Below are 23,878 nucleotides of genomic sequence, written 5' to 3' on the forward strand. Positions count from 1 at the left end.
GCCGCGCGAATTCTGGCGTGGGAAATGGAAATGCTTCATCGAGGGGTTCCTTGCTCGCCGCCCTGCCCGCGTCACGCCGGCAGCTTGAAGTCAGCGACCGAACGACGCAGGTCGGCCGCCAGCTGCGCCAGGTGGCCGATCGATTCGGCGGTCTGCCCGGCACCCTGCGAGGTCTGGCCGGTGATCTGCCGGATCACGCCCATGGTGCGGGTGATGTCCGAGGCGGCCGCGGACTGCTGCTGGGCGGCGATGGAGATGTTCTTGATGAGGGTGTTCAGTGCATTGGACACGCGCTCGATCTCGGTCAGCGCAGTGCCCGCATCCTCGGCCAGGCGCGCACCGGACACCACTTCGGCGGTGGTCTGCTCCATCGAGGTGACCGCTTCATTGGTGTCGGCCTGGATCGCCTGCACCAGGTTTTCGATGCGTCGGGTCGCACCCGAGGTACGTTCTGCCAGGCGCTGCACTTCGTCGGCCACGACCGCGAAACCGCGACCGGCCTCGCCCGCCGAGGCGGCCTGCACGGCGGCGTTCAACGCCAGGATGTTGGTCTGCTCGGAAATGTCGTTGATCAGTTCCACGATCGAGCCGATTTCCTGCGACGACTCACCCAGGCGCTTGATGCGCTTGGAGGTTTCCTGGATCTGGTCGCGGATCTGGTCCATGCCCTGGATGGTCTCGCGCACCACGCCGGCACCCTCGGCGGCGATCACCACCGAGCGCTGTGCCACGTCGGCCGATTCGGCCGAGTTGCGCGACACCTGCTCGATGCTCGCCGCGATTTCGCCGATGCGGTCCGAAGCCGAGGTGATCTGGTTGGCCTGGTGGCCCGCCGCCTCTGCCAGCTGCATGGCGGTCGCCTGGGTCTCCTGGGTGGACAGCGCGACCTTGGCCGAGGTGTCGTTGATGGTGGTCACCAGGTGGCGCAGCTCGTCGACCGCGTAATTGATCGCGTCGGCGATGGCGCCGGTCATGTCCTCGGTCACCGAGGCCTTCACCGTCAGGTCACCCTCACCGAGCGAGGAGATTTCATCCAGCAGGCGCATGATCGCCTGCTGGTTGCGGCTGTTGAACTCCACCTGGGTCTGGTAGCGCAGTTCCTGCTCGCGCGAACGGCTGCGCACGTTGGTGGAAACGAAGCCGATGATCGCGATCAGTGACAGCGCGCCGGACACCACGCCGATCCAGAAGTTCGGGAACAGGCGGGTATCGGATACCGAGCCGAACGAGGAGAACGCTTCGAACAGCTTGCGGCTGTCATCCAGCATGTGCGCCGAGCCCTGGCCCAGCGCGGTGGCGGCCGACTGCGCGGCGAACAGCTGGCGCGAGCTGGCCAGGATCGCGTCGGCGTCCTGCTTCATCGCCTCCCACTTCTGCTGCGATTGTTCCAGCGCGGCGATGGCGGCGGCCCCGCGTACGGCGGTGATGCCCAGTTCGTCGTTGCCGTTGCGCAGGCCGTCGAGCACCTGCGAGAACACGGTGATGTCGCGGGCCAGCGCGTCACCGGCGGTGGCCGCGGCGCTGCCACCGGCCCGCATTTCAGTCACGCGGCGGGCCATCGAACCGGCCACCACCACCTGCTGCAACGCGCTGTACACCTGCGCCGACGGTGCGCCGGAGGCGGACATCGCGCGCACCAGCTCGTTCAGCTGGGCCTGCAGGCCCGGCACCGCGCCGGTGAAGTTGTTGGCGTTGCCGGCCAGGGCCAGCACCGCCGGCTCGCTGGCGACCAGCTGCCCGGCCTGCTTGCCCAGCGGCGCCCAGGTTTCACCCAGCGTGGTGATCGCGCCGGACACGCCCGGCTCCTTGCCGTAGCGGCCCTGCAGGGTCGACACGTTCTGTTCGATCGCGTTGCGGGTCGCCTTGAAGGCGGTGAACGCCTGCGCGTTGCCGCCGACGGCGTCACGACCCTGGTTGGCCAGCTGCTGTGACAGCACCTGCAGGTCGGCGGCCTTGGAGCCGGCGTCCGCCAGACGGCTGCCCTGCCAGGTGGCGACGCCGGTGTTGACGCCGAACAGGATCATCGATGCCAGCAGCAGGAACAGCCAGAGGTTGCTGCCGCCCAGCCGCAGCTTGCCGGATTTGGTGGCGTCCGAAGCAGTACTCATCGTTCAACCTCGATCTTCAATGCAGGGGGCGATGCCCGGCCTCAGGCCGCGGCTTGCCGGAATTCAGGGGTGCGCGACAGCAGCGAGAGCGAGAACACGCCCCAGTCGTGGCCGTCGGCATGGAAGGCGCGATCGACGAAATGGCCGTAGCGCCCTTCGGCCAGCGTGCCGGCCGCGATCTGCTGGTCCAGCTCGAAGCTGCGCTGGCCGAACAGTTCATCGATGGTCAGCGCAACGTCGCCACCGGCCTGGCGCATGATCAGCACGCGCTGGCCTTCCTGCTGCACGGTGCGTGTGCCTTCCAGGAAGTACTTCAGGTCGACCACCGGAAACAGGTTGCCGCGCAGGTTGCCCACGCCCAGCAGCCACGGCTGTGCACATGGCACCGGAGTCACCGGCGGCATCGGCACGATTTCCACCACTTCGCGGAAATCGGATACCAGCCGGCGCTGGCCGACGCGGTAACCGACGCCACGCCACAGGTCCAGGGCGAACTGCCGTTCGGGCAGCTGCACCGCATGGGCCAGGCTGCGCCGTTCGTAGGCCTCGAGGATGTCGAAGGGCGAGCGCATCAGGCCACCAGTTCGTTGATCCGCGCGATCAGTTCATCTTCGCGCGGCGGCTTGACGATGTAATCGGCCGCGCCCTGGCGCAGGCCCCATGCCTTGTCGGTTTCCATCGCCTTGGTGCTGACGATGATCACCGGGATGTGCTTGATCGCCGCGTCACGGGCCATCGCCCGGGTCGCCTGGAAGCCGCTCATGCCGGGCAGCACCACGTCCATCAGCACCAGCTGCGGCACCTGGTCGCGGACCAGCTGCAGTCCATCCTCGGCGTTGTCCGCTTCCAGCACCTCATGGCCGGCACGGCGCAGCCACTGGGTGAACACCGCGCGGTCGGTCGGTGAATCCTCGATCAGAACGATACGAGCCATTGTGCCTTTCCCCCCTGGTCAGGCGTTGACGTATGTGCGGATGGCACCCAGCAGTTCTTCACGCGTGAAAGGCTTGGTCAGGTATTGCTCCGAGCCGACGATGCGTCCCCGCGCCTTGTCGAACAGGCCATCCTTGGACGACAGCATGATGACCGGGGTCGCCTTGAACAGCTGGTTGCCCTTGATCAGCGCGCACGTCTGGTACCCGTCCAGGCGCGGCATCATGATGTCGACGAAGATGATCTGCGGTTGCTGGTCTGCGATCTTGGCAAGCGCTTCAAAGCCGTCGGTGGCGGTGACCACCTCGCAGCCTTCGCGCTTGAGCAGCGTTTCCGCAGTCCTGCGGATGGTCTTCGAATCATCGATGACCATCACCCGGAGTCCTGCGAGTTCCCCGCCCGCAGTCGTGTTTTCAGTCATTGCCTATCCCCAAGCGCACGGCCCGATCTCTGGCGGGGGCCGCTACGAAAGCGTATCTATATCGCACTTTCCGCGCCCGCTTCAAGGCCGGCCCACAGCGCAGGGGGTGGCGGCCGGCTGAACGTGACGGGGTTCGCAATGATTGCGCTGCCGCCGGGCGGACGCTGCGTTGCAGTACGGCGGGGAGGCGCGCGACCGGCGTTGCCGCTACCATCAACGCCTTGCCTGACAGGTGCGCCCATGCCGTTGAACGTCATCGTGGTGATGGACCCCATCGCCCACATCAAGATCGCCAAGGACACCACCTTCGCCATGCTGCTGGAAGCCCAGCGCCGCGGCCATGCCCTGCACTACGTGCGCCCGGGCGGCCTGGCCCTGGAAGGCGGCGTTGCGGTGGCCCAGACCGCGCCGCTGCAGGTGCGCGACGACCCGTCCGGCTGGTATGAGCTGGGCACGTTCAGCCGTACCGAGTTCGGCCCCGGCCAGATCGTGCTGATGCGCAAGGACCCGCCGGTCGACGCCGAGTACATCTACGACACCCAGGTGCTGGACGTGGCGGCCACCGCCGGCGCCTGCGTGGTCAACAACCCCCAGGGCCTGCGCGACTACAACGAGAAGCTGGCCGCCCTGCTGTTCCCGCAGTGCTGCCCGCCGACCCTGGTCAGCCGGGACGCCAAAGCGCTGAAGGCCTTCGCGCTGGAACACGGCCAGGCCGTGCTGAAGCCGCTGGACGGCATGGGTGGACGCTCGATCTTCCGCAGCGGCCAGGGCGATCCGAACCTGAACGTGATTCTGGAAACGCTGACCGACGGCGGCCGCAAGCTGGCGCTGGCCCAGAAGTTCATTCCCGACATCACGGCCGGTGACAAGCGCATCCTGCTGGTTGATGGCGAGCCGGTCGACTACTGCCTGGCACGCATTCCGCAGGGGGACGAGTTCCGCGGCAACCTGGCCGCCGGCGGCCGTGGCGAAGGCCGCCCGCTGAGCGAGCGCGACCGCTGGATCGCCGCCCAGGTCGGACCGGAAATGAAGCGCCGCGGCATGCGCTTCGTCGGCCTGGACGTGATCGGCGATTACCTGACCGAAGTCAACGTGACCAGCCCGACCTGCGTGCGCGAACTGGACGCCCAGTACGGCCTGAACATCGCCGGCACCCTGTTCGACGCGCTCGAGGCCGGCCTGCGCTGATGGCTGCCGCACCTGCCGTGCTGCCCCCGCCACCGCGCGAAGCGCAGCGGCTGGGAGCAACCATCGCGCTGTCGGTCGTGGTCCACGCCCTGCTGATCCTGGGCGTGGGCTTTGCGGTGAAGGGCGATGCGCCGCTGGTGCCGACGCTGGAGGTGATCTTCAGCCAGACCCGCACCGCGCTGACCCCGAAGCAGGCCGACTTCCTTGCCGCGGCCAGCCAGGAAGGCGGCGGCGAGCACGACCGTGCACAACGCCCGCGCGACAATCAGGCCGGCATCGTGCCGCAGGCGCAGGCCGGGGTGAGCCCGGTGCCGCAGCAGCAACAATCGGCCGCGCCGGCTCCGCCGCCGCAGGCACGCGTGGTCAGCAGCCGCAATGGCCAGGACACGGTGGCGCAGGCACAGGCGCGACCCACGCCGGAGCAGCCCGAACCGGATGCGCCACTGAGCGCACGCGAGCAGCGCGATGTGGAAATGGCGCGGCTGGCGGCCGAGGTGCACCTGCGCTCGGCGCAGTACGCCAAGCGCCCGAACCGCAAGTTCGTGTCGGCCAGCACGCGGGAATATGCCTACGCCAATTACCTGCGTGCGTGGGTCGACCGTGCCGAGCGGGTGGGCAACCTGAACTATCCGGACGAGGCCCGGCAGCGCCGCCTCGGTGGCCAGGTGGTGATCAGCGTGGGCGTGCGCCGCGATGGCAGCGTGGAGAGCAGCCGGATCCTGCGTTCGAGCGGCACGCCCTTGCTGGATGAAGCGGCGCTGCGGGTGGTGAAGATGGCGCAGCCGTTCCCGCCGTTGCCGAAGACAGACGATGCGATCGACATCCTGCAGGTCACCCGCACGTGGGTGTTCCTGCCCGGCGGCACCCTGCACGACGACCGATAGGGTTTTGCTGCCCGGGCCTGCGGCCCGGGACCCGCTGCAGGGCTGAAGCAACGGCAACGGCAACAGCGGCGGTCGGTGCACTGAGGCTTGGCGGGGCGGTGCCGGGCGGCGGGGACGCCGCAAGTACGTCCCTGTAGGCTTAGCCGCGGCATCCATGCCGCGGATACCCCGCCACCCGACACCGCCCCACCTCCGACAGATCGCGGCGCCTCATCGCTGTTGGTGGGTGTCGACCTTGGTCGACACACATCCACGCCACGCGTGGATGCGAGCGAAGCGATCGGCTTTTGATTTTGATTTTCTTTTTTGATTTTCCGTGGCGGACGCACACGGAAACTGTCAAAGGCTGGGCGGGGTGGGTTCGCGGGGTATCCGCGCCATGGATGGCGCGGCTAAGCCCCCAGGGACGGGTTCACGGCGTCCCCCGCGAACCCACCCCGCCCGGCCAAGCGCGGCTTTTGATTTACGCGATCAACCAACCTCGCCACGAGGGGCTCAGCCGTTGGCCTTCGCCTTCGCCTCGCGCGCGGCCTGCTGCTCGACCAGGGTCAGCGCCACGTTGTCGCGCAGGTACGCCGGTTCAACCTTCTCCGGTGCGATGGCTTCGCCACGCGCGAAGGCCGGCACCGCCAGTGCCAGTACATCCGACGCACGCGGCAGTGCAGTGGCATCGAAACCGCGCAGGCCTGCCCCCAGCTGTGCCACCAGCGCGCCCTCGGCCGCGCCGAAACCGGTGCCGACACCGTAGGCCCGCAGCCCGTCCGGCAGCGCCACCGCCGCCGGTGCGCAGACACGCTCGGCATCGCGCGCCACCGGCAGGCCGTCCACGCGCTCGAAGCGCGCAACGTACAACTCGCCCATCCGCGCATCGATCGCCGACAGGATCTGGTCTTCTTCCGCCGGCGCACGCAGCGCCAGCACCTGCAGCGTCGACACCGGCAGCAGCGGGCGGTCCAGCGCAAGGGCGATGCCCTGGGCAATGGCGATGGCCAGGCGCACGCCGGTGAACGCACCGGGGCCGCGGCTGAGCGCGATACCGTCCAGCTGGCGGCGGCTGATGCCGGCTTCCGCCAGCAGCGCCTCCGCCCACGGCAGGCTCAGCTCGGCATGCCGGCGCGGGGCGATCTCGAAACGTTCCAGCACCTGCCCATCGACATGCAGGGCAACGGAACAGGCTTCGGTGGCGGTTTCAAAGGCGAGCAGTTTCATCGGATCAGGTCAGAACAGGGGGAACGTGGCGCCGGGCGCCAGATCCGGGCCCGCCGCAGCGGTGGCCGGAACGGCATCATCGGCCACGGGTGGCCATTGTGGCGTAAAGAAGGCCTGCACATCGGCCAGGCTGCGGGTGCGCCGGAACGGCGGCAGCGAATCGAGGAAGACCCGGCCATAGCCGCGGTTGAGCAGGCGCGGGTCGCACAGCACCAGCACCCCGCGGTCGCTCTCGCTGCGGATCAGGCGACCGACGCCCTGCTTCAGCGCGATCACCGCCTGCGGCAGCTGCTCGTCGCGGAACGGGTTGCCGCCCTGGCTGCGGATCGCCTCCAGCCGCGCCTCGTACACCGGGTCGTCCGGAGCGGCGAAGGGCAGCTTGTCGATCATCACCACGCTCAGCGCTTCGCCGACCACGTCCACGCCCTCGCGGAAACTGGCCGAGCCGAGCAGCACGCCATTGCCCGATTCGCGGAAGCGCTGCAGCAACGTCGCGCGCGGCGCCTCGCCCTGCACGAACAACGGCCACGGCCCGTCGCGCAGCGCTTCGGCGGCCTCGCGCAGGGCGCGATGCGACGCGAACAGCAGGAATGCCCTGCCCTGCGACGCCTGCAGCACCGGCCGCAGGGTCTGGATCAACGCGGTGCCGAAGCCACGCGCGGCCGGATCGGGCAGGCCTTCGGGCAGGTAGCACAGCGCCTGCTCGGGCCAGTTGAACGGACTCGGCTGGACCAGGGTATGCGGATCGTCCAGGCCCAGTCGCGTGGCAATGTGATCAAAGCCACCGCCTACGGTCAGCGTAGCGGAGGTGAAGATCCATGCCGCCCGGCTGCGTTCACGGTGCTCACGCAGCGGCCCGGACACATCCATGGGCGTGCGCTGGCAGCGGAAACCACGCGGGGTGAGCTCGTACCAGAGCACATCGGCCGCACCCGCCACGTCCGCAGGGTCGGTGTCGAAATCCAGGCTGGGCTCGTCATCGCCCAGCCAGCGGCTGAGCCGCGAGACCGCTTCGCGCGCCCGCGCATGGCAGGCATCGAGGCCAGCGGCAGCTTCGCGCAGTGGTTGCAGTGCCTGCTCCAGCGTCACCAGCCCCGCCATCACCGTATCGAAGCCGTCGCGTACCTGCGGCATTGCCAGTGCCCGCCACTGCGTGCCGCGCGACGGCAGGCCTTCCATCGCCGAGCGCAATGCCAGCAGTGCCTGCTGCAACTGGTCGACCGGCTCCTGCAGGGCCGACTGCGCACCGCCCACGCCACGCGCTTCGGCCAGGCAGTCGCGGCCCAGCTCCTGCCACGGGCGCATGCCGAACCCCTCGCCGAAGAACTGCGCGGCCAACTCGGGCAGCTGATGCGCCTCGTCGATGACGAACGCCTGCGCCCCTGGCAGCAGTTCGCCGAAACCATCCTGTTTCAATGCCAGGTCCGCCAGCAGCAGGTGATGGTTGACCACCACCACGTCGGCCGCCTGCGCACGTTGCCGCGCACGCACCACGAAGCAGTCGTCCCAGAACGGGCAGTCGGTGCCCAGGCAGTTGTCGACGGTGGAGGTGACCATCGGCAGCAGCGGAGAGTCGTCGGCCAGCCCGTCGAGCTCGGCGATGTCACCGAATTCGGAGCGGCCGGACCAGGCCAGGATGCGCTGGAACTGCGCCGCCTGTTCGGGGCTGGAGAATCGTGGCTCGCCACGCGCCTGCTGCAGGCGATAACGGCACAGGTAGTTCGCACGCCCCTTCAGCAGCGCGCTGCGCAGGCCCACGCCGAGCGCCTGGCGCACGCGTGGCAGATCGCGGTGGTAGAGCTGGTCCTGCAGCGCGCGGGTACCGGTGGAGATGATGGTACGCAGCCCGGACAGCAGCACCGGCACCAGATAGGCGAAGGTCTTGCCGGTACCGGTACCGGCCTCGGCCAGCAGCAGATCGCGCTGCTGCAACGCATCGGCGATGGCCTCGGTCAGGCGCAGCTGGGCCGGACGCGGGACGAAGGCATCCAGGTGCGAGGCGAGCGCGCCGCCGTCGCTGAGGGCTTCGCGGCTGGCATGGACAAGGTCGGACATCAGAGGGAAAGGATACCCGGCCGGGCGCTGCCCGGCACCCGTTTCAAGCCAGAGCACAAGCAAAGGCAACGTCACTTGTTCATCGCTCTGGATTTCTACGTGCTGGGTGGGCCGGGAGGGGCAGGCAGGACACGCCGTAAACCCATCCTTGGGGGCTCGATGGCGCCATCCATGGCGCCAACGGTCCTGCCTGCCCCTCCCGCCCCACCCTCGACAGTTTCCCGGTGACGGAGGGACATGCTTCGTAGAGTCGAGCTTGCTCGACTGGGATGTCAGAAGCGTTGGAGGAAGCGGGGAAAGAAGAAAAGAAATCACAGCGAGCGCGCGCAGCGCGCGATCCGCTTTTGATCTTCTTTTTCTTTTCCGTGGCTGGCAGCGCACGGAATCTGTCAGAGGTCGGGCGGGGTGGGTTCGCGGGGGTGTCCGCGGCATGGATGCCGCGGCCAAGCCCCCAAGGACGGGTTCACGGCGTCCCCCGCGAACCCACCCCGCCCGGCCAAGCGCGGCGTTTGCTCCACGCGACCATGCGGGCAGCCACGAGGGGCTGCGCCGTTGGCTGGAAATCTAGTACCGCTTGATCCCCGGCACGGTGCAGCTTTCCAGCTGCGCATGCGCCGACAGCGCATTCTCCTTTTCGCCACGCGCCAGGCGCGACTGCTCGATCGTGGCCCAGTGCCGGCGGCACAGCGGCCCCGTCTTCGAACCCAGATCGATCGCCTTGCGTGCGAACGTCTCCGCCTGCGCCCACTGGCCCTGCAGCAGCGCCAGCTCGGCGCGTTCCTGCAATACCGACGGATCACCCGCCACGATCTCCAGCGCATGGTCCAGACTGCTGGCCGCGGCGGCCAGATCATTGGCCTGTCGCTGCGCCTGCGCGGTCACCCGCAGGTCTTCCACCTGCGAATCGCGCAGCGGCTGCACCGACAGCTCCTTGTCGTCCGGGCCGGCGGCGGCGTCCACGGCGGCCAGGCGCTGCGCCGGCGTGGTGGTATCAACCGGCGGCTTGGCCACCGGCGGTGCGCTGCTCACGCACGCGGCCAAGGCCAGGCTGAGGCCGGTCAGGGCCAGGGGCTGCAGCAGGGATCGCATGTTCATCGGCATCATCGGCTTGGAGGAGGTGTGGCGGCAGCGGGTGCCGCGGCGGGTTCCGCAGGAGCTTCCGGCTTGCGGTCCAGGCCGAACCAGCTGCGCCAGCCCCCACCTTCGCCCTCCGCTCCGCCCTGCCCATCCGGCGATATCGCCGGCGCACACGGTGCATAGGCCGGCGCGTAGCCCACCACGAACGGGAAGCGACGCGCGCCCGGGCAGCCTTCATCGGTACTGTTGATGCCGGTGGGTGCCACCGACTGCCAGTCCAGGCCCTTGTTGCTGACACGCAGCGGAGCACTTGGCAGACGCTGGAAAATACCCGACCACACTCTCATCGCACCGGTGGCACCGTACAGGCCCGCCTGCTCGTTCTGGTCGTTGCCGATCCAGATCACCGCCAGATGATCGCCGGTATAACCGGCGTACCAGCTGTCACGGCCATCATTGGTGGTACCGGTCTTGCCGGCCGGCTGCAGCCGGCCCAGGCCGTCGGCGTTGAGGCGCTGCGCGGTACCACTGGCGACCACCTGCTGCAGCCCGACGCTGATCAGGTTGGCGGCGATCGAGTCGCCCTCCTGTGCCGGCGCCGGGGTCTTGTCATAGCGCTTGAGCAGCTTGCCCTGCGGATCGAGCACGCCACGCACCGCGTGCAACGGCTGGATCTCGCCGCCGGACGCGAGGAATTGATACAGCTGCGCCATCGCGTACGGGCTCTGGTCGGTCGAGCCTAGGATCACCGCCGGATTCGCCTCGGCCTTGATGCCGGCCAGCACATGGATCAGCTGGGTCACGCGCTCGGGACCGACCTGCATGCCGACGCGCACGGTGGCCTGGTTGTAGGAATGGGCCAGTGCATCGATCAGGCGCACGGTGCCGTGGCTGCGGTTGTCCGCGTTGCCGGGGTTCCAGTTGCGGCCGCGGCCGAGCTGCACCGTCACCGGGGAATCGTCGACCCAGCTGGCCAGCGAGTAGCGGTCCGGCTGTGCCAGCGCCAGCAGGTACACGAACGGCTTGAGCAGCGAACCCACCGGACGCTGCGCTTCGATCGCGCGGTTGAAGCCGACCTCGGAGACTTCGCGGCTGCCGATCACCGCCAGCACGTCGCCGTTGTGCACGTCGGTCAGCACCATGCCGGCCTGCAGTTCGGGGCGTCGCTTGCTCTCCAGCGACTTGATGGTGCGGGTCACCGCGCCTTCGGCGTAGGCCTGCGCCGACGGCGACATACCCGACATCACGCTCAGGCCTGCGCCCTGCAGCGCCGATTCCGGATAGTCATGCCCCAGCTGGCGACGGACCAGGTCGACGTAGGCCGGGAAGCGGTTGGCCGCCACCAGGCCCGGTGTCTTCGGCACGCCCAGCGGTGCCTTCAACGCACGCTGGTACTCGGCGTCGTCGATCAACGTGGCCTCGTGCAGCTTGCCCAGCACGAAGTTGCGGCGATCCAGCGCGCGCTCCGGGTTGCGCCGCGGATCGTAGAAGGACGGACCCTTGACCAGGCCGATCAGCAGCGCGATCTGCTCGGTTTCCAGCGACGACAGGTCGCGGCCGAACCAGAACTCGGCACCGGAGGACATGCCGTGGATGGCCTGGCTGCCACGCTGGCCCAGGTACACCTGGTTGAGGTAGGCCTCGAAGATGGTGCGCTTGTCGTAACGCGCTTCCATGATCAGCGCGTACAGCACTTCGTTGAACTTGCGGGTGACCGTCTGTTCCTTGCCGATGCCGAGCAGGCCACTACGGGCCAGCTGCTGGGTCAGCGTGGACGCGCCCTGGCGGCTCTGGCCACCGGAGCGGATGGTCACCCACACCGCGCGCGCGATGCCGGACAGATCGATACCGTGGTGACGGTTGAAATCCTTGTCTTCCACCGCCTGCAGGCCGGTCACCAGCAGGTCCGGCGCCTCATCCATGCGGATCAGGCGGCGCTCTTCCTGCTTCTGGCCGTACAGGGTGGCGATGCGCGCAGGATCCAGCCGCGCAGCCTTCAGCGCCTTGCGGTTGTCGGCATCGCGCAGCGAGGCCACGCCGCCATCGGCCAGCGACAGCTCCACCCGGCGCGGGGCGACCCGGCCGTCAACGTCGTTGTAGCCGCGGCTGGAGATCACGAAACGACCGCCATTCACCGCGTAGGTGGCCGGCTCCTTGCCCTGCCCGTCATCGCGGTAGGCCGAAGCGGCCAGCTCGGTCTTCAGGGTGGCCGCATCCATTGCCTTGCCGGGCGCAAGCACCAGCGGGCGGGCGTACACGCGCGTCGGGATCTGCCAGCGCAGCTCACCAAAACGCTGCGTCACCTGTTGGTTCAGGTACAGCGTATAGGGAATGAGGAAACCCAATCCCAACGCGACCGCAGCCATGCTCCAGGTGATCAGGCGACGCCGCCACAGCGGACCGTTCTCCTGCTGGTCGTCGTCGTCGAAATCGTCGATGTCGTCGGAATCGTAGCGTCGGGGCACGGGAATGCGAGAATGTAGGGTCTGGCGAGTCTACCCCAGCCGCTGCGGCTGGCGAATTCTCCCGGGTCCCCCTGCTTAAGCTGGAGTTGCAACCGGATGGCGATGTCGCTGGCCGAGATCCGATACCTGATCAACCGCCTGACGGGCCTGGCCCGGCGGAGCCTGGCAAGCCTGCGCACCCGTGGCTGGCGGGCCACCTGGCAGCGCATCCGCGTTCATACCCAGCGCGCCGTTCCGGCTCCGCGCACGCCGCTGTACCTGCCGCCGGCACAGGCGTTTGCCCCCTTCACGGTGCCGTTCAGCGAGTCGCCGGAGGTGAGCATCGTCATCCCGGTCTACAACCACGTCGACCACACCCTGGCCTGCCTGCGCGCCCTGGCGGCGCACCCGCCGGCGGCGGCCTGCGAGATCCTGGTAGTGGATGACGGCAGCAGCGACGCCACCGTGCAGTGGATGCCGCAGGTGGCCGGGCTGCGCTATGAAGTTCGCGAGCACAACGGCGGCTTCATTGAAGCCTGCAATGATGGGGTGTCGCGTGCCCGCGGCCGCTACGTGGTGCTGCTCAACAACGACACGGTGCCGCAGCCGGGCTGGCTCGATGCCCTGCTCGACACCTTCGGCAACACGCCCGACGCCGGCCTGGTCGGCAGCCAGCTGCTGTACCCGGATGGCCGCCTGCAGGAATCGGGCGGGGTGATCTTCGCCGATGGCAGTGGCTGGAGCTACGGCCGCTTCGAGGCCGCCGATGATCCGCGCTTTGCCAGCCTGCGCGATGTCGACTACTGCTCGGGTGCGGCGCTGATGCTGCCGCGCACCCTCTGGCAGCAGCTGGACGGCTTCGATACCCGCTACAAGCCGGCGTACTACGAGGACACCGACCTGGCCTTCCGCGTGCGTGCCCAGGGCCTGCGCGTGCTGGTGCAGCCGGCCAGCCGGGTGATCCACGACGAGGGCACCAGCAACGGCACCGACACCGGCAGTGGGGTGAAGGCCTACCAGGTGCGCAACCAGGCCATCTTTGCCGCCCGCTGGGCCAGCGAACTGGCCCGTCATCCGGCGGTCGGCGAAGTACCGTCTCCGGCGCTGCTGCTGCGCGGCCGGCGCCAGGTGCTGATCCTGGACGAGGAAGTTCCACAACCGGATCGCGACTCCGGGTCGCTGCGCCAGGTCAACCTGATCCGCCTGCTGCTGCAGGGCGGTGCCCACGTGGTATTCGTACCCACCCGGCGCGAACATGCCGGTGCGGCGACCGAAGCGCTGCAGCGGATGGGCGTGGAAGTCTGGTATGCGCCCTTCCTGGACGGCGTGGCCGGCTGGCTGCGCAGCCACGGATCGCGTTTCGACGTGGCAATGCTGGTACGCCACCACGTCGCCCATGAGTGCCTGCCGCTGCTCAAGCGCTACGCACCGCAGGCACGCACCGTGTTCGACACCGTCGACCTGCACTACCTGCGCGAACGCCGCGGTGCCGAGGTAGCCGGAGACGCGACTCTCCTGCGCGCTGCCGAGCGTACCCGCAGCAGCGAGCTGGCAGTGATGGAGCAGTGCGACATCACCGTGCTGGTCAGTGCAGCCGAGCGTGAGCAGCTGCAGGCCGATGCCCCGCGGGTGCAGGTGGAACTGATCTCCAACCTGCACGAGGTTGCCGGTGCAGGTGCCGTGTTCGAGCAGCGCCACGACCTGGTGTTTGTCGGCGGCTTCCGCCACCCGCCGAACCTGGATGGCATGGAATGGTTCATCGGCGAGGTCTTCGCCAACATCCGCGCCCGGCTGCCGGAGGTGCACCTGCACTGCATTGGCGCCGCAGCACCGGAGTCGTTGCTGGCGCTGGCCGCACGCCAGCCCGGCGTGCAGATGCATGGATTCGTCGAAGACATCACGCCCTACATGGACGGCGCACGCATTGCCATCGCGCCGCTGCGGTTCGGCGCTGGAGTGAAGGGCAAGATCAACCTGAGCATGGCCCATGGCCAGCCGGTGGTCGGTACCACCTGCGCAGTGGAAGGCATGCACCTGCATCCGGGCCGGGATGTACTGGTGGCTGACGACGCGCTCGGTTTCGCCGATGCGGTGGTCCGCCTGTATCAGGACCCGCATCTGTGGCAGCGATTGTCCGATGCCGGCCTGGCCAATGTCGCCGAGCATTTTTCGCTCGATGCCGCACGTGCGACCGTGCAGCGCGTGTTCTTCGCCTAATCCGCCCGCCCACCCGCGCGACGCAGGCGGTCTTCGAACGCCGGCAGTTCCGCCAGTTCCGGCTGCAGCACCCGCGCCTGTCCGGCGGCATGCGCGGCAAAATCCAGGTCGCCATTGCCAAGCCGTTCGCTGCCGATCGCAAGCCAGCGCTGTGCCAGGCGCTGACGGGCAGCAGGCAGGCCGTTCGCAGTGGGCGACAGGGTCTGCCAGGCCTGCAGGCAGGCGCCGGCGGCCTGCACCCGGTTCTGCCGCAGGTTGTCATCGAAGCAGGCACGGCTGGCGGGCAGCAGGCGCGCGGCGGCCGCTTTCACCCGGGAATCGCGCGGCGCCAGGGCCTGCGCTTCACGCAGCGCGTCGAACGCGCTGTGTCCCGGTGGACTGATCCACTCCCCGGCGCGCTCGGCGCGCTCGATCCTGCGCAGCAGCTCGCGCAACTGCCGTTCGCGCTGCGCGGTGCTGGCCGCCGGTTGCTGCAACGACTGCTGCGCCTGATGCGCGCGTTGCAGGCGCTGCGCCAGCTGCTGGCGCGCCGCGGCCGACGCGCCCAGCGCTTCGGCCAGTGCTGCATCACGCCGTGCTGCGTCGAACTGGAAATCGTCGGCCTGGCTCTGGCTGCGCGCCAGCACGGCCTGCAGCACCTGCTCGCGGCCACGCAGGGCCGTGGGATCCTCCGGCGCCACGGCCAACACGGCCAGGAATCCCTTTGCCGCATTTTCAAGTTGCTGGCGCTGCAACGCGCGCTGCGCCTGCCGCAGGCGCAGGTCCACGGCACGTGCCAGCGCCTCCTGGCTGGCCGGAAGGTCGGCATGGCCGGCATCGAACTGGCGGGCGCGCTGCACGATCGCAGCCGCCTCGGCCAGCTCCCCTCGCCCGGCCAGCGCACGTGCCTGCTGCAACAGATCGCTCAGGGCATCCTCGCGCCCTTCCAGCGCCGGCAGATTGTCCGGCTGCACTGCCAGGATGCGCTGGAACAGCGGCAATGCACTGCTGTCGCCATCATCAAGCCGCCCCGCCGCAAAGGCATTGCGCGCCTGTGCCAGCAGCGCACCGATGCCGGCCCCCGCGTTGCGTCGCGCCTGCAGCTGATGCGCGACAGCCTCGGCTTCGCTCTGCGGCACCTGCAGCTCGCGGGCCAACGCCAGTGCCTGCGCGCTGCCGTCGAGGTCGTTGTTCTGCAGCCTGTCGCGTGCCTGCTGCAGTGCCGCCGCAGCCGTTCGGGCCAGGCCTTCGCGCGCCTGCGGCCGATCACCGTCCAGGGCCAGCACCGCCTGGTAGCGCTCGCGTGCGCCACTGCCATCGGCCGCGCTCAACCGGCCCGCGGCGAGTGCGCGGTCACCCTCGGCCAGCAACTGTTCGATCTGCGGCTCATCCCAGAACCAGTCGGCCAGCGGCTTGCGCAGCAGCACCAGCAGCACGAACACGGCCAGCGCGGCGACCAGCGCCCAGCGCCAGACCCGGCGCGCATGGCGTGCCTGCAGCCACCACCAACGGCCTTCGCGGCGGACGCGGTCCAGCGCAGGATGTTCAGCGCCATGCGGGCGATGCGGGGGCTCGCGTTCCATGCGTGCAGGGTAGCCGGGGCAGCGTGAAGCTCAGCCGAGGCGACGTGCCTCGCTCACGCCCGGCAGCGCGTCCAGCTTGCCCAGCAGGGTCGACAGCTGGCCGTAGTCGCTCACCTTCAACCGCAGGCGCAGATGGGCACGGCCGCTGTTGCGCACGTTGTCACTGTGGATGTCGAGCACGTAGGCGTCTTCCTGGGCGATCAGGTTGGTGATGTCCTTCAGCAGCCAGCGACGATCAACCGCGGTGACCACCACGTCCACTTCGTAGCCGCCACCGGCCTGGCCCCATTCCACCGGCAGGATGCGCTGCGGGCTGGTGGCGGCCAGGCGGGCCAGCGCTGCACAGTCTGCCCGATGCACGGTGACACCCCGGCTACGGGTCAGGTAGCCGACGATCGGCTCGCCTGCCACCGGCTGGCAGCAGCGTGCCAGCTGCACCAGCAGGTTGCCCACGCCCTGCACGGTGAACTTGGACTTGCCCAGGTTCTCCCGGCGCGCGGTCGGGCGCGGCAACGCCGGCGCGGCTGCCGGCTGGCTGGCCGCGCGCTCGGCTTCCAGCAGGGCGCGGCTGACCTGGTTCGGCCCGGTATCGCCCAGCGCCACCTGGATGTAGAGGTCATCGACACTGTCGGCATGGAATTTCTTCGCCGCCACCGCCAGATCCGAATGCTGCAGGCCCAGCCGCTTCAGCTCGCGCTCGAGCAGCTCACGCCCGGCCTGCACGTTGCGCGCACGGTCCAGCTTGTGGAACCAGCTGCGCACCTTCTCGCGGGAGCGGTTGCTGGCCAGGAAGCCATTGGCCGGCATCAGCCAGTCGCGGCGCGGGTCGGCCTCCTTGCCGGTCAGGATCTCGACGCGGTCGCCGCTGCGCAGGCGGTAGGTCAGCGGCACGATGCGGCCGTTGACCTTGGCGCCACGGCAACGGTGGCCGACCATGGTGTGCACCTGGTAGGCGAAATCGAGCGGCGTTGCGCCCTGCGGCAGGTCCAGCACCTCGTCCTTCGGGCTCAGCGCGTAGACCCGGTCCTCGGTCAGCTCGGCATCGAGCGCTCCGGCCAGTTCGTTGCCCTGCCCGTCCTGGGCCTGCTCCAGCAGCTGGCGCATCCAGGTGATCTTGCGGTCGAAGGACTTCTCCGCGCCCTTGCCGCCTTCCTTGTACTTCCAGTGCGCGGCCACGCCCAGTTCGGCCTGCGAGTGCATCTCGTGGGTGCGGATCTGCACTTCGATGGTGCGCCCTTCCGGACCGACCACGGCGGTATGCAGCGAGCGGTAGTCGTTGGCCTTGGGACGAGCGATGTAATCATCGAATTCGCTCGGCACCGGCGCCCACAGTGCATGCACCACGCCCAGCGCGGCGTAGCAGGCGGCGACATCGTCGACCATCACCCGCACCGCGCGGATGTCGTACAGCTGGTCGAACGCCAGCCGCTTCTTCTGCATCTTCCGCCAGATGCTGTAGATGTGCTTCGGGCGGCCACTGACCTCGGCCTTGATGCCCTGCGCGACCAGTTCGCGCGAAAGTACCTTCTTGACGTTCTCGACGTAGCGCTCGCGCGCGATGCGGGTCTCGTCCACCTCACGGGCGATGCGCCGGTAGGTCTCAGGCTCCAGATGGCGGAAAGCCAGATCCTCCAGCTCCCACTTCAGCTGCCAGATGCCCAGCCGGTTGGCCAGCGGTGCATGGATATCGCGGGTCAGCTGGGCCAGCGCGCGGCGCTGTTCGTCATCCAGCTTGTCGGCAGCGCGCATCCGCGCCAGTTGCCGGGCCAGCAGGATCGGCACCACGCGCAGGTCGCGGATGATCGCCAGCAGCAGGCGGCGCAGGCCCTCACTGTTGCGCCCGGCCTCGCGGCCAGCGTGCAGCGCCCATACCGGATCAGCAGCGTCCTGGCCATCGAGCAGGCCGATCACCGCCGCCTTGTGGTTGCCCAGTGGCAACGCGTCCAGGTGGGCACGCAACCCGGGAAGGTCGAACAGCAGGGCCGCGACCACCGCACCTTCGTCGGCTGAAAGCATCGACAGCGCATCAAGGGTGTCACCCAGCACTGACCAGCTGGCGCGCATCTGGTGGTCGCACTCCGGGGCATCCCAGTGCCCGCGCAGGGCCTGGCGCAGCGGAGCGGGCAGCACCGCTGCCGAGGGACGGTTCAACAAGGCATCCAGGCCGGGGACGGAAGCGCGGTTCACAGCATCGAGCAGGCAAGACAGAGGCCCCTACACTAGCGCCGGCGCCGTTCAGGGACAATCGCCGCGGCCACCATCGCCCGGCATGTGGACATGCCGCTACACTCGCGGGTAAACCCAGGAGAGTCCCGCCATGCCCTCGATCGTTCCGCACTTCCGTCCACGACTGCTGGCCTGCGCCGCTCTGCTGCTGGCCGTATCGGCGCCTGCGCTGGCCCAGCGCGTGGTGGAAGGCGACCTGCAGCAGCAGATGTCGCCCGCCGAGTTCAAGGCCGCCGGGCTGGACAAGCTGGATGCGGCGGAACTGGCCACGCTCAACCGCTGGCTGCAGGGCAAGGTCGAGGCGGCCACCACCCAGGCCGTGGCGGCTGTCCGCGAGGAGGCGCGCGAGGAAGGACGCCAGGAAGTGATCGTGAAGAACCGGGGCTTCTTCGATTTCGGCAGCAGCGAACCCATCACCGGCGTGCTGCAGGGCGAGTTCCGCGGCTTCGGCAAGGGCCGCATCTACGTGCTGGACAACGGCCAGGAATGGGAACAGACCGATGCCACGACCCTGGCCGGCGTGCGCAAGGCGTCGCCCCAGGTAAGCATCAAGCCCGGGGTGATGGGCGTCTGGTACATGAAGGTTGACGGCGTGAACACCCAGCCCAAGGTCCGCCGTACCAAGTAACGGCGCGTCCTGGAGGTAGAGCCGGGCACCGGCTCGGCTCTACCGGATCGGACTCACGCCTGGCGCAGTGCGGTTACCCGCTGCGCCAGCTTCTTCGCCGAGATGCCGGTGCGCGCGCCCAGCTCCTGCGCGAACAGTGACACCCGCAGTTCCTCCAGGTCCCAGCGCAGTGCCTGCCATTGCGGGCGTTCACGCAGGCCCTGCGCCTCAGCATCGCGCAGCGCGTCCAGGAACGGATGCAGTTCCAGCATGCGTGCCTGGTCGCGCGGCGGATCGCGCTTGGCCCGCTCGGTGCGCAGGATCATCGCCTTCAGGTAACGCGGATACTGCGCCAGTGCATCGGCTGGCGTATCACGCAGGAAGCCGGGGTGGATCAGTCCGGCCAGCTGCGCTTCCATGTCATCCAGGTTGCCGCGCGCCCAGCCCATCAATGGCGCCTCCAGCATCGGCTTCAGCTCGGCCACCAGCGCCAGGATGGTCTCGGCCAGTTTCAGCCGCGACATCGCCTCGCCGAACAGCGCCTTGGCCGCGTGGTCGCGACGCTGCTCGAAGACCGCCGCATCGCGGATGTCCTCCAGGCCTTCGGCCAGCACCGCGTTCATCGCCGCATCGACCAGATCGCCGCGCAGGCGCTCCTGCGATTCGATGGCCGCGTACAGCAGGCCGGTCTTGGCGCCCACCGGCAGCTGCTTGCGTGCCTGCTTGACCTTCTCGGCCAGCGCGATCTCCAGCAGGCGGCGCACGCCCAGCGGATGGGCTTCCTGCGCCTGCTGCCGATCGGCAAAGATGCGCAGCGCCACGCTGTCACCTTCATCGAGCAATGCCGGATAGGCCGGCACACCCGCTTCGCCGGGAACCTGCAGCGGAATCGGCGTGGCCGGGAACGTGCGCAGGCCATCGGCCGCCATCTCGCGCCCGGCACGCGCCGCGAAGGCATCGCCGGCACGACCACCGAATTTCGCGCGCAGCGCATCGAGGTCACGCGACGTGGCCAGCACCTTGCCGTGCTCGTCGCGCAGGCGCAGGTTCATGTGCAGGTGCGGTTCAATCGCACCGGGCTCGAAATCGAGCGCGGTCACCGTGGCACCGGTCGCGCGTGACAGGAAGCGTGCCAGCTCACCGGTGATGGCATCGGCGCTGGGCTGCGGGAACGCCTCGAAGAACGCGCGGCCGAAGTCCGGCGCCGGCACATAGTTGCGGCGCATCGCCTTGGGCAGGCTGCGGATCAGCGCCGAGGCCTTGTCCACCACGAAGCCCGGCGCAAGCCAGCCCAGCTGCACCGGGTCCAGTGCATTGAGCAGGTGCAGCGGCACGTCCAGGGTCACGCCGTCATCGTCGGCGCCCGGTTCGAAGCGGTAATGCAGCGGCAACCGCGCCTGGCCCAGCGCCAGGTACTTCGGGTAGCGCTCCTGTTCACTGCCTTCGCCGGGCAGCAGGTCGACCAGCGACCAGTGCAGGGTCTTGCGCTGCTCCGGCGCCAGCCCCTTCCACCAAGTATCCAGACCCGCCGCCGAATGGATCTGCGGCGGCACCCGGTCCAGGTACCAGCGCGCCTGCCAGTCCTCGTCGGCAACGATGCCGGCGCGGCGCAGCTTGGCTTCTTCCTCGCGCGCGACCTCCAGCACCTTCTGGTTGTCGGCCACGAAGCTGGCACGGGTGTTGATCTCGCCGGTCACCAGCGCCTGCCGCACGAAGATGTCGTGCGCCTCGCCCGGCTCGATGCGGCCGTAGTGCACCGGCTTCTTCGGCGCCAGCACCAGGCCGAACAGGCTGATCTGCTCGGACGCCAGCACCTGGCCCTGCGCGCGCGACCAGTGCGGATCGAAATGCTTGCGCAGCAAAAGGTGCGGCAGTTCGGCAATCACCCAGTCCGGCTCGATCGCGGCCAGGGTCATGCCCCACACCTTCTGCGTATCCAGCAGGTTGGCCACCAGCAGCCAAGGCGGCGGCCGCTTGGACAACGCCGAGCCCGGGAACGGCAGGAACCGGCGCTGGCGCGGGGCCTGGAAATCGCCCTTCTCGGTGCGATGGCCGATCTGCGTCGGCAGGCCCGCCACCAGTGCGCGGTGCAGGGTCTGGTAGGCCCCAGCACGCACGCGTTCGCTGAAACCGACGCCAGCCGGCACCTGTTCCTTCTGCGCGCGCACGGCCACGGGTGCCGGCGCGGCTTCGGCCTTGCCCTCGCGGGCCAACCGCGCGGCACGGTGCAGCTGGCCACGGGTGGCCTTCACCGCCGCCGCGTCATCACGCGCCGGCGCCGGCGCACTGCTGCCGGCCAGCAGCGGCGCCATCGACGCCTCGTTGGCCTCTTCCTTCCAGCCCAGCTCCTCGCAGAGCAGCCGCAGCTGGCGATGCAGCTCGCGCCACTCGCGCATGCGCAGGAAACCGAGGAAATGACGGCCGCACCAGTCGCGCAGCTTCGATTGGGTCAGGTCTTCATGGGCCTGCCGATAGGCATCCCACAGGCGCAGCACGCCGACGAATTCGGAGCGGCCATCGGCAAACTGCGCATGCGCGCTGTCGGCCGCGCCACGGGCTTCCGGCGGGCGTTCACGCGGGTCCTGGATGCCCAGGAACGAGGCGATCACCAGCATCGGCCGCAGGCAGCCGGCGGCCTGCGCGGCGACCAGCATGCGCGCCAGCTTCACGTCCACCGGCAGGCGTGCCATCTGCTTGCCGACGGTGGTCATGCGCCGCTCGGCATCGATCGCGCCCAGCTCGGTCAGCTGCTGCCAGCCATCGGCTACCGCACGCTCATCGGGTGCTTCCAGGAACGGGAAGTCCTCGATGCGGCCCAGGCCGAGCTGCAGCATGCGCAGGATCACCCCCGCCAGGCTGGAGCGGCGGATTTCCGGATCGGTGAACTCCGGCCGCGCCTGGAAATCAGCTTCGGCGTACAGGCGGTAGCAGATGCCCTCGGCGATACGGCCGCAGCGACCCTTGCGCTGATTGGCGCTGGCCTGCGAGATCGGCTCGATATGCAGGCGGTCCAGCTTGTTGCGTGGGCTGTAACGCTTGACGCGGGCGAAACCGGGGTCGACCACGTAGCGGATGCGCGGCACCGTCAGCGAGGTTTCGGCCACATTGGTGGCCAGCACGATGCGCCGGTTCGGGCCCGGGTTGAACACCCGGTCCTGGTCCTGGTTGGACAGCCGCGCGTACAGCGGCAGCACTTCGGTATTGCGGTACTTGCGGCGCTCCAGCGACTGGTGCGCGTCGCGGATCTCACGTTCACCCGGCAGGAAGATCAGCACGTCGCCGCGCGCATCCAGGCGGGTGATCTCGTCAATGGCCGACACGATGGCATCGTTGACGGTGCGTTCGCCCTGGTCTTCGCCCTCGCCTTCCAGCGCGCGGTAACGCACTTCCACCGGGAAGGTGCGGCCCTCGACGCTGATCACCGGCGCATTGTCGAAATGCTGGGCGAAGCGCTCGGTATCGATGGTAGCCGAGGTGACGATCAGCTTCAGGTCCGGGCGCTTGCGCAGCAGTTGCTTCAGGTAGCCCAGCAGGAAGTCGATGTTGAGGCTGCGTTCGTGCGCTTCGTCAACGATGATCGTGTCGTAGTTCGACAACCAGCGGTCACTGGCGATCTCCGCCAGCAGGATGCCGTCGGTCATGAACTTGATGCGGCTGTCGTCGCTGACCTTGTCGTTGAAGCGCACCTGGTAGCCGACCAGCTGGCCCAGTTCGCTCTGCAGTTCCTGCGCCACGCGGCTGGCCACCGCACGTGCGGCAATCCGTCGCGGCTGGGTGCAACCGATCATGCCGGCCTGGCCACGGCCCGCGGCCAGGCACAGTTTCGGCAGCTGGGTGGTCTTGCCCGAACCGGTTTCGCCGGCAATCACCACCACCTGGTGGTCGCGGATCAGCTCGATGATCGCGTCGGCTTCACGCGCAATCGGCAGCTGCGGGTCCAGAGTAATGGATGGCTGCTGTTGCGCCCGCATCTGCCGGCGCTGCACCGATGCCTGCAAGGCCTGCTCGAAGGTGGCGGCCAGCGCCGCATCCTGTGGCTTGGCCTGGCGACGCGAAAGCATTCCCAGCAGACGGCCCCGGTCGCGGCTCATGGCGCCGTCGATGGCGGCACGCTGTTGGCGCAGGCGGGGCGATGGATTTTTATCGATAGAGTTCATCAATCGGTTCGTTCAAAACTTTGAAAGCGACCAGTCATCACGACCGGTTTATTGTGAAGGCCAACGATTCCACAAGGAGGAACCCCATGGCGAAGACCAAGAGCACGACCAAGGCCAAGACCGGCAAGCAGAAGCTTGCAGCGGCGGCACCGTCGGCACCGAACATCGATATCGGGATCACCCAGGGCGACCGCAAGAAGATCGCCGACGGTCTGTCGCGCTTCCAGGCCGATGCGTTCACGCTCTACCTGAAGACGCACAACTTCCACTGGAACGTGACCGGGTCGATGTTCAACTCGCTGCACACCATGTTCGAGACGCAGTACACCGAGCAGTGGGCGGCACTGGACGACGTGGCCGAGCGCATCCGCGCGCTGGGCTTCAATGCCCCGGGCTCCTACCGGGAATTTGCTGCGCTGACCTCGATCGCCGAGGAACCGGGCCTGACCGACAGTGCGGACTGGCGTGAAATGGTACGCCAGTTGGTGGTCGCCAACGAAGCGGTCTGCCGTACGGCACGTGAAGTGCTGGACGTGGCGGCCAAGGGTGACGATGCCCCGACCGAGGATCTGATGACCCAGCGCCTGCAGACCCACGAGAAGTACGCCTGGATGCTTCGCTCGCTCCTCCAGTAAGGGTTTGGGGGGCTCGGCAGGGCTGCGCCCTGCACCCGCGGTAGTGCCGGCCGCTGGCCGGCAACAGCAACAGCAAAAGCTGGCTTCCTGTGGGTAGGCGGGGTGGGGCCGGTGGCAGGGGACGCCGTAAACCCGTCCATGGGGGCTTGGCCGCG

16 protein-coding genes are annotated in these 23,878 nt (G+C 68.6%); 5 read left to right on the forward strand and 11 right to left on the reverse strand.

The features are described 5' to 3' along the window. Positions 1-71: 71 nt before the first annotated feature. Genes AC5P7U_RS01240 through pilG form a run of 4 tightly spaced genes read right to left on the reverse strand, consistent with a single transcriptional unit; the run spans position 72 to position 3,462 of the window. Positions 72-2,108, reverse strand: coding sequence for a methyl-accepting chemotaxis protein (locus AC5P7U_RS01240; protein ID WP_006464977.1), 2,037 nt, complete (start codon positions 2,106-2,108; stop codon positions 72-74). A 41-nt stretch (positions 2,109-2,149) separates the two neighbouring features. Continuing rightward, complete coding sequence (locus AC5P7U_RS01245) at positions 2,150-2,680, reverse strand: chemotaxis protein CheW (RefSeq protein ID WP_006464979.1); 531 nt, start codon at positions 2,678-2,680, stop codon at positions 2,150-2,152. Next, complete coding sequence (locus AC5P7U_RS01250; RefSeq protein ID WP_005410717.1) at positions 2,680-3,042, reverse strand: response regulator; 363 nt, start codon at positions 3,040-3,042, stop codon at positions 2,680-2,682. The genes AC5P7U_RS01245 and AC5P7U_RS01250 overlap by 1 nt, the downstream gene beginning before the upstream one ends. Positions 3,043-3,060: 18 nt before the next feature. Next, positions 3,061-3,462 (reverse strand): twitching motility response regulator PilG, encoded by a 402-nt coding sequence (gene pilG / locus AC5P7U_RS01255; RefSeq protein ID WP_005418455.1) that lies wholly within the window; start codon positions 3,460-3,462, stop codon positions 3,061-3,063. Between the two features lie 240 nt (positions 3,463-3,702). Between pilG and gshB the strand changes: the two genes are divergently transcribed. Both gshB and AC5P7U_RS01265 read left to right on the forward strand, forming a co-directional pair. Continuing rightward, positions 3,703-4,650, forward strand: a complete 948-nt coding sequence (gene gshB, locus AC5P7U_RS01260; protein ID WP_197564820.1) for a glutathione synthase — start codon at positions 3,703-3,705, stop codon at positions 4,648-4,650. Beyond that, positions 4,650-5,534 carry an energy transducer TonB family protein gene (locus AC5P7U_RS01265; protein WP_197564819.1) on the forward strand — a complete coding sequence of 295 codons (885 nt, stop codon included), beginning with the start codon at positions 4,650-4,652 and terminating at the stop codon, positions 5,532-5,534. Before gshB ends, AC5P7U_RS01265 begins: the two co-directional genes overlap by 1 nt. A 495-nt stretch (positions 5,535-6,029) precedes the next feature. On the opposite strand, the gene tsaB is transcribed toward AC5P7U_RS01265, so the two are convergent. From tsaB to mrcB, 4 genes are all read right to left on the reverse strand, one after another. Then, positions 6,030-6,743 carry a tRNA (adenosine(37)-N6)-threonylcarbamoyltransferase complex dimerization subunit type 1 TsaB gene (gene tsaB / locus AC5P7U_RS01270; protein ID WP_006465043.1) on the reverse strand — a complete coding sequence of 238 codons (714 nt, stop codon included), beginning with the start codon at positions 6,741-6,743 and terminating at the stop codon, positions 6,030-6,032. A 9-nt stretch (positions 6,744-6,752) separates the two neighbouring features. Next, complete coding sequence (gene yoaA, locus AC5P7U_RS01275) at positions 6,753-8,798, reverse strand: DNA repair helicase YoaA (RefSeq protein WP_006465045.1); 2,046 nt, start codon at positions 8,796-8,798, stop codon at positions 6,753-6,755. A 564-nt stretch (positions 8,799-9,362) separates the two neighbouring features. Next, positions 9,363-9,902, reverse strand: coding sequence for a hypothetical protein (locus AC5P7U_RS01280; RefSeq protein WP_495220728.1), 540 nt, complete (start codon positions 9,900-9,902; stop codon positions 9,363-9,365). After that, the gene (gene mrcB / locus AC5P7U_RS01285; protein ID WP_006439397.1) at positions 9,899-12,340 is read right to left on the reverse strand and encodes a penicillin-binding protein 1B; all 2,442 of its coding nucleotides are present in this window, start codon (positions 12,338-12,340) and stop codon (positions 9,899-9,901) included. The genes AC5P7U_RS01280 and mrcB overlap by 4 nt, the downstream gene beginning before the upstream one ends. 96 nt (positions 12,341-12,436) lie before the next feature. Between mrcB and AC5P7U_RS01290 the strand changes: the two genes are divergently transcribed. Next, positions 12,437-14,536 carry a glycosyltransferase gene (locus AC5P7U_RS01290; RefSeq protein ID WP_197564805.1) on the forward strand — a complete coding sequence of 700 codons (2,100 nt, stop codon included), beginning with the start codon at positions 12,437-12,439 and terminating at the stop codon, positions 14,534-14,536. On the opposite strand, the gene AC5P7U_RS01295 is transcribed toward AC5P7U_RS01290, so the two are convergent. Together AC5P7U_RS01295 and AC5P7U_RS01300 are read right to left on the reverse strand one after the other, a co-directional pair. Continuing rightward, a complete protein-coding gene (locus AC5P7U_RS01295; protein ID WP_414555913.1) occupies positions 14,533-16,098 on the reverse strand; it encodes a hypothetical protein in 1,566 nt (521 codons plus the stop codon). The two genes, AC5P7U_RS01290 and AC5P7U_RS01295, sit on opposite strands and share 4 nt — an antisense overlap. Before the next feature lie 30 nt (positions 16,099-16,128). Then, positions 16,129-18,285 (reverse strand): bifunctional (p)ppGpp synthetase/guanosine-3',5'-bis(diphosphate) 3'-pyrophosphohydrolase, encoded by a 2,157-nt coding sequence (locus AC5P7U_RS01300; RefSeq protein ID WP_197564803.1) that lies wholly within the window; start codon positions 18,283-18,285, stop codon positions 16,129-16,131. A gap of 130 nt (positions 18,286-18,415) precedes the next feature. Here AC5P7U_RS01300 and AC5P7U_RS01305 point away from each other — a divergent pair, with 130 nt between their 5' ends. Beyond that, complete coding sequence (locus AC5P7U_RS01305; RefSeq protein ID WP_006439150.1) at positions 18,416-18,952, forward strand: hypothetical protein; 537 nt, start codon at positions 18,416-18,418, stop codon at positions 18,950-18,952. A 53-nt stretch (positions 18,953-19,005) separates the two neighbouring features. Here the strand turns inward: AC5P7U_RS01305 and hrpA are convergent, their stop codons facing one another. Then, the gene (hrpA, locus tag AC5P7U_RS01310) at positions 19,006-23,088 is read right to left on the reverse strand and encodes an ATP-dependent RNA helicase HrpA (RefSeq protein ID WP_414555915.1); all 4,083 of its coding nucleotides are present in this window, start codon (positions 23,086-23,088) and stop codon (positions 19,006-19,008) included. Between the two features lie 86 nt (positions 23,089-23,174). On the opposite strand from hrpA, the gene AC5P7U_RS01315 reads away from it, so the two are divergent. Next, positions 23,175-23,723 carry a Dps family protein gene (locus AC5P7U_RS01315; RefSeq protein WP_006439098.1) on the forward strand — a complete coding sequence of 183 codons (549 nt, stop codon included), beginning with the start codon at positions 23,175-23,177 and terminating at the stop codon, positions 23,721-23,723. Positions 23,724-23,878: the final 155 nt, after the last annotated feature.

The sequence above is a fragment of the Stenotrophomonas sp. YJH_SMC_57 genome, assembly GCF_059369755.1.

Coding starts and splice junctions, on each gene's coding strand:
- AC5P7U_RS01240 (WP_006464977.1), bottom strand. CDS start 2,108: ATGAGTACTGCTTCGGACGCCACCAAATCCGGCAAGCTGCGGCTGGGC.
- AC5P7U_RS01245 (WP_006464979.1), bottom strand. CDS start 2,680: ATGCGCTCGCCCTTCGACATCCTCGAGGCCTACGAACGGCGCAGCCTG.
- AC5P7U_RS01250 (WP_005410717.1), bottom strand. CDS start 3,042: ATGGCTCGTATCGTTCTGATCGAGGATTCACCGACCGACCGCGCGGTG.
- pilG (WP_005418455.1), bottom strand. CDS start 3,462: ATGACTGAAAACACGACTGCGGGCGGGGAACTCGCAGGACTCCGGGTG.
- gshB (WP_197564820.1), top strand. CDS start 3,703: ATGCCGTTGAACGTCATCGTGGTGATGGACCCCATCGCCCACATCAAG.
- AC5P7U_RS01265 (WP_197564819.1), top strand. CDS start 4,650: ATGGCTGCCGCACCTGCCGTGCTGCCCCCGCCACCGCGCGAAGCGCAG.
- tsaB (WP_006465043.1), bottom strand. CDS start 6,743: ATGAAACTGCTCGCCTTTGAAACCGCCACCGAAGCCTGTTCCGTTGCC.
- yoaA (WP_006465045.1), bottom strand. CDS start 8,798: ATGTCCGACCTTGTCCATGCCAGCCGCGAAGCCCTCAGCGACGGCGGC.
- AC5P7U_RS01280 (WP_495220728.1), bottom strand. CDS start 9,902: ATGATGCCGATGAACATGCGATCCCTGCTGCAGCCCCTGGCCCTGACC.
- AC5P7U_RS01290 (WP_197564805.1), top strand. CDS start 12,437: ATGGCGATGTCGCTGGCCGAGATCCGATACCTGATCAACCGCCTGACG.
- AC5P7U_RS01295 (WP_414555913.1), bottom strand. CDS start 16,098: ATGGAACGCGAGCCCCCGCATCGCCCGCATGGCGCTGAACATCCTGCG.
- AC5P7U_RS01305 (WP_006439150.1), top strand. CDS start 18,416: ATGCCCTCGATCGTTCCGCACTTCCGTCCACGACTGCTGGCCTGCGCC.
- hrpA (WP_414555915.1), bottom strand. CDS start 23,088: ATGAACTCTATCGATAAAAATCCATCGCCCCGCCTGCGCCAACAGCGT.
- AC5P7U_RS01315 (WP_006439098.1), top strand. CDS start 23,175: ATGGCGAAGACCAAGAGCACGACCAAGGCCAAGACCGGCAAGCAGAAG.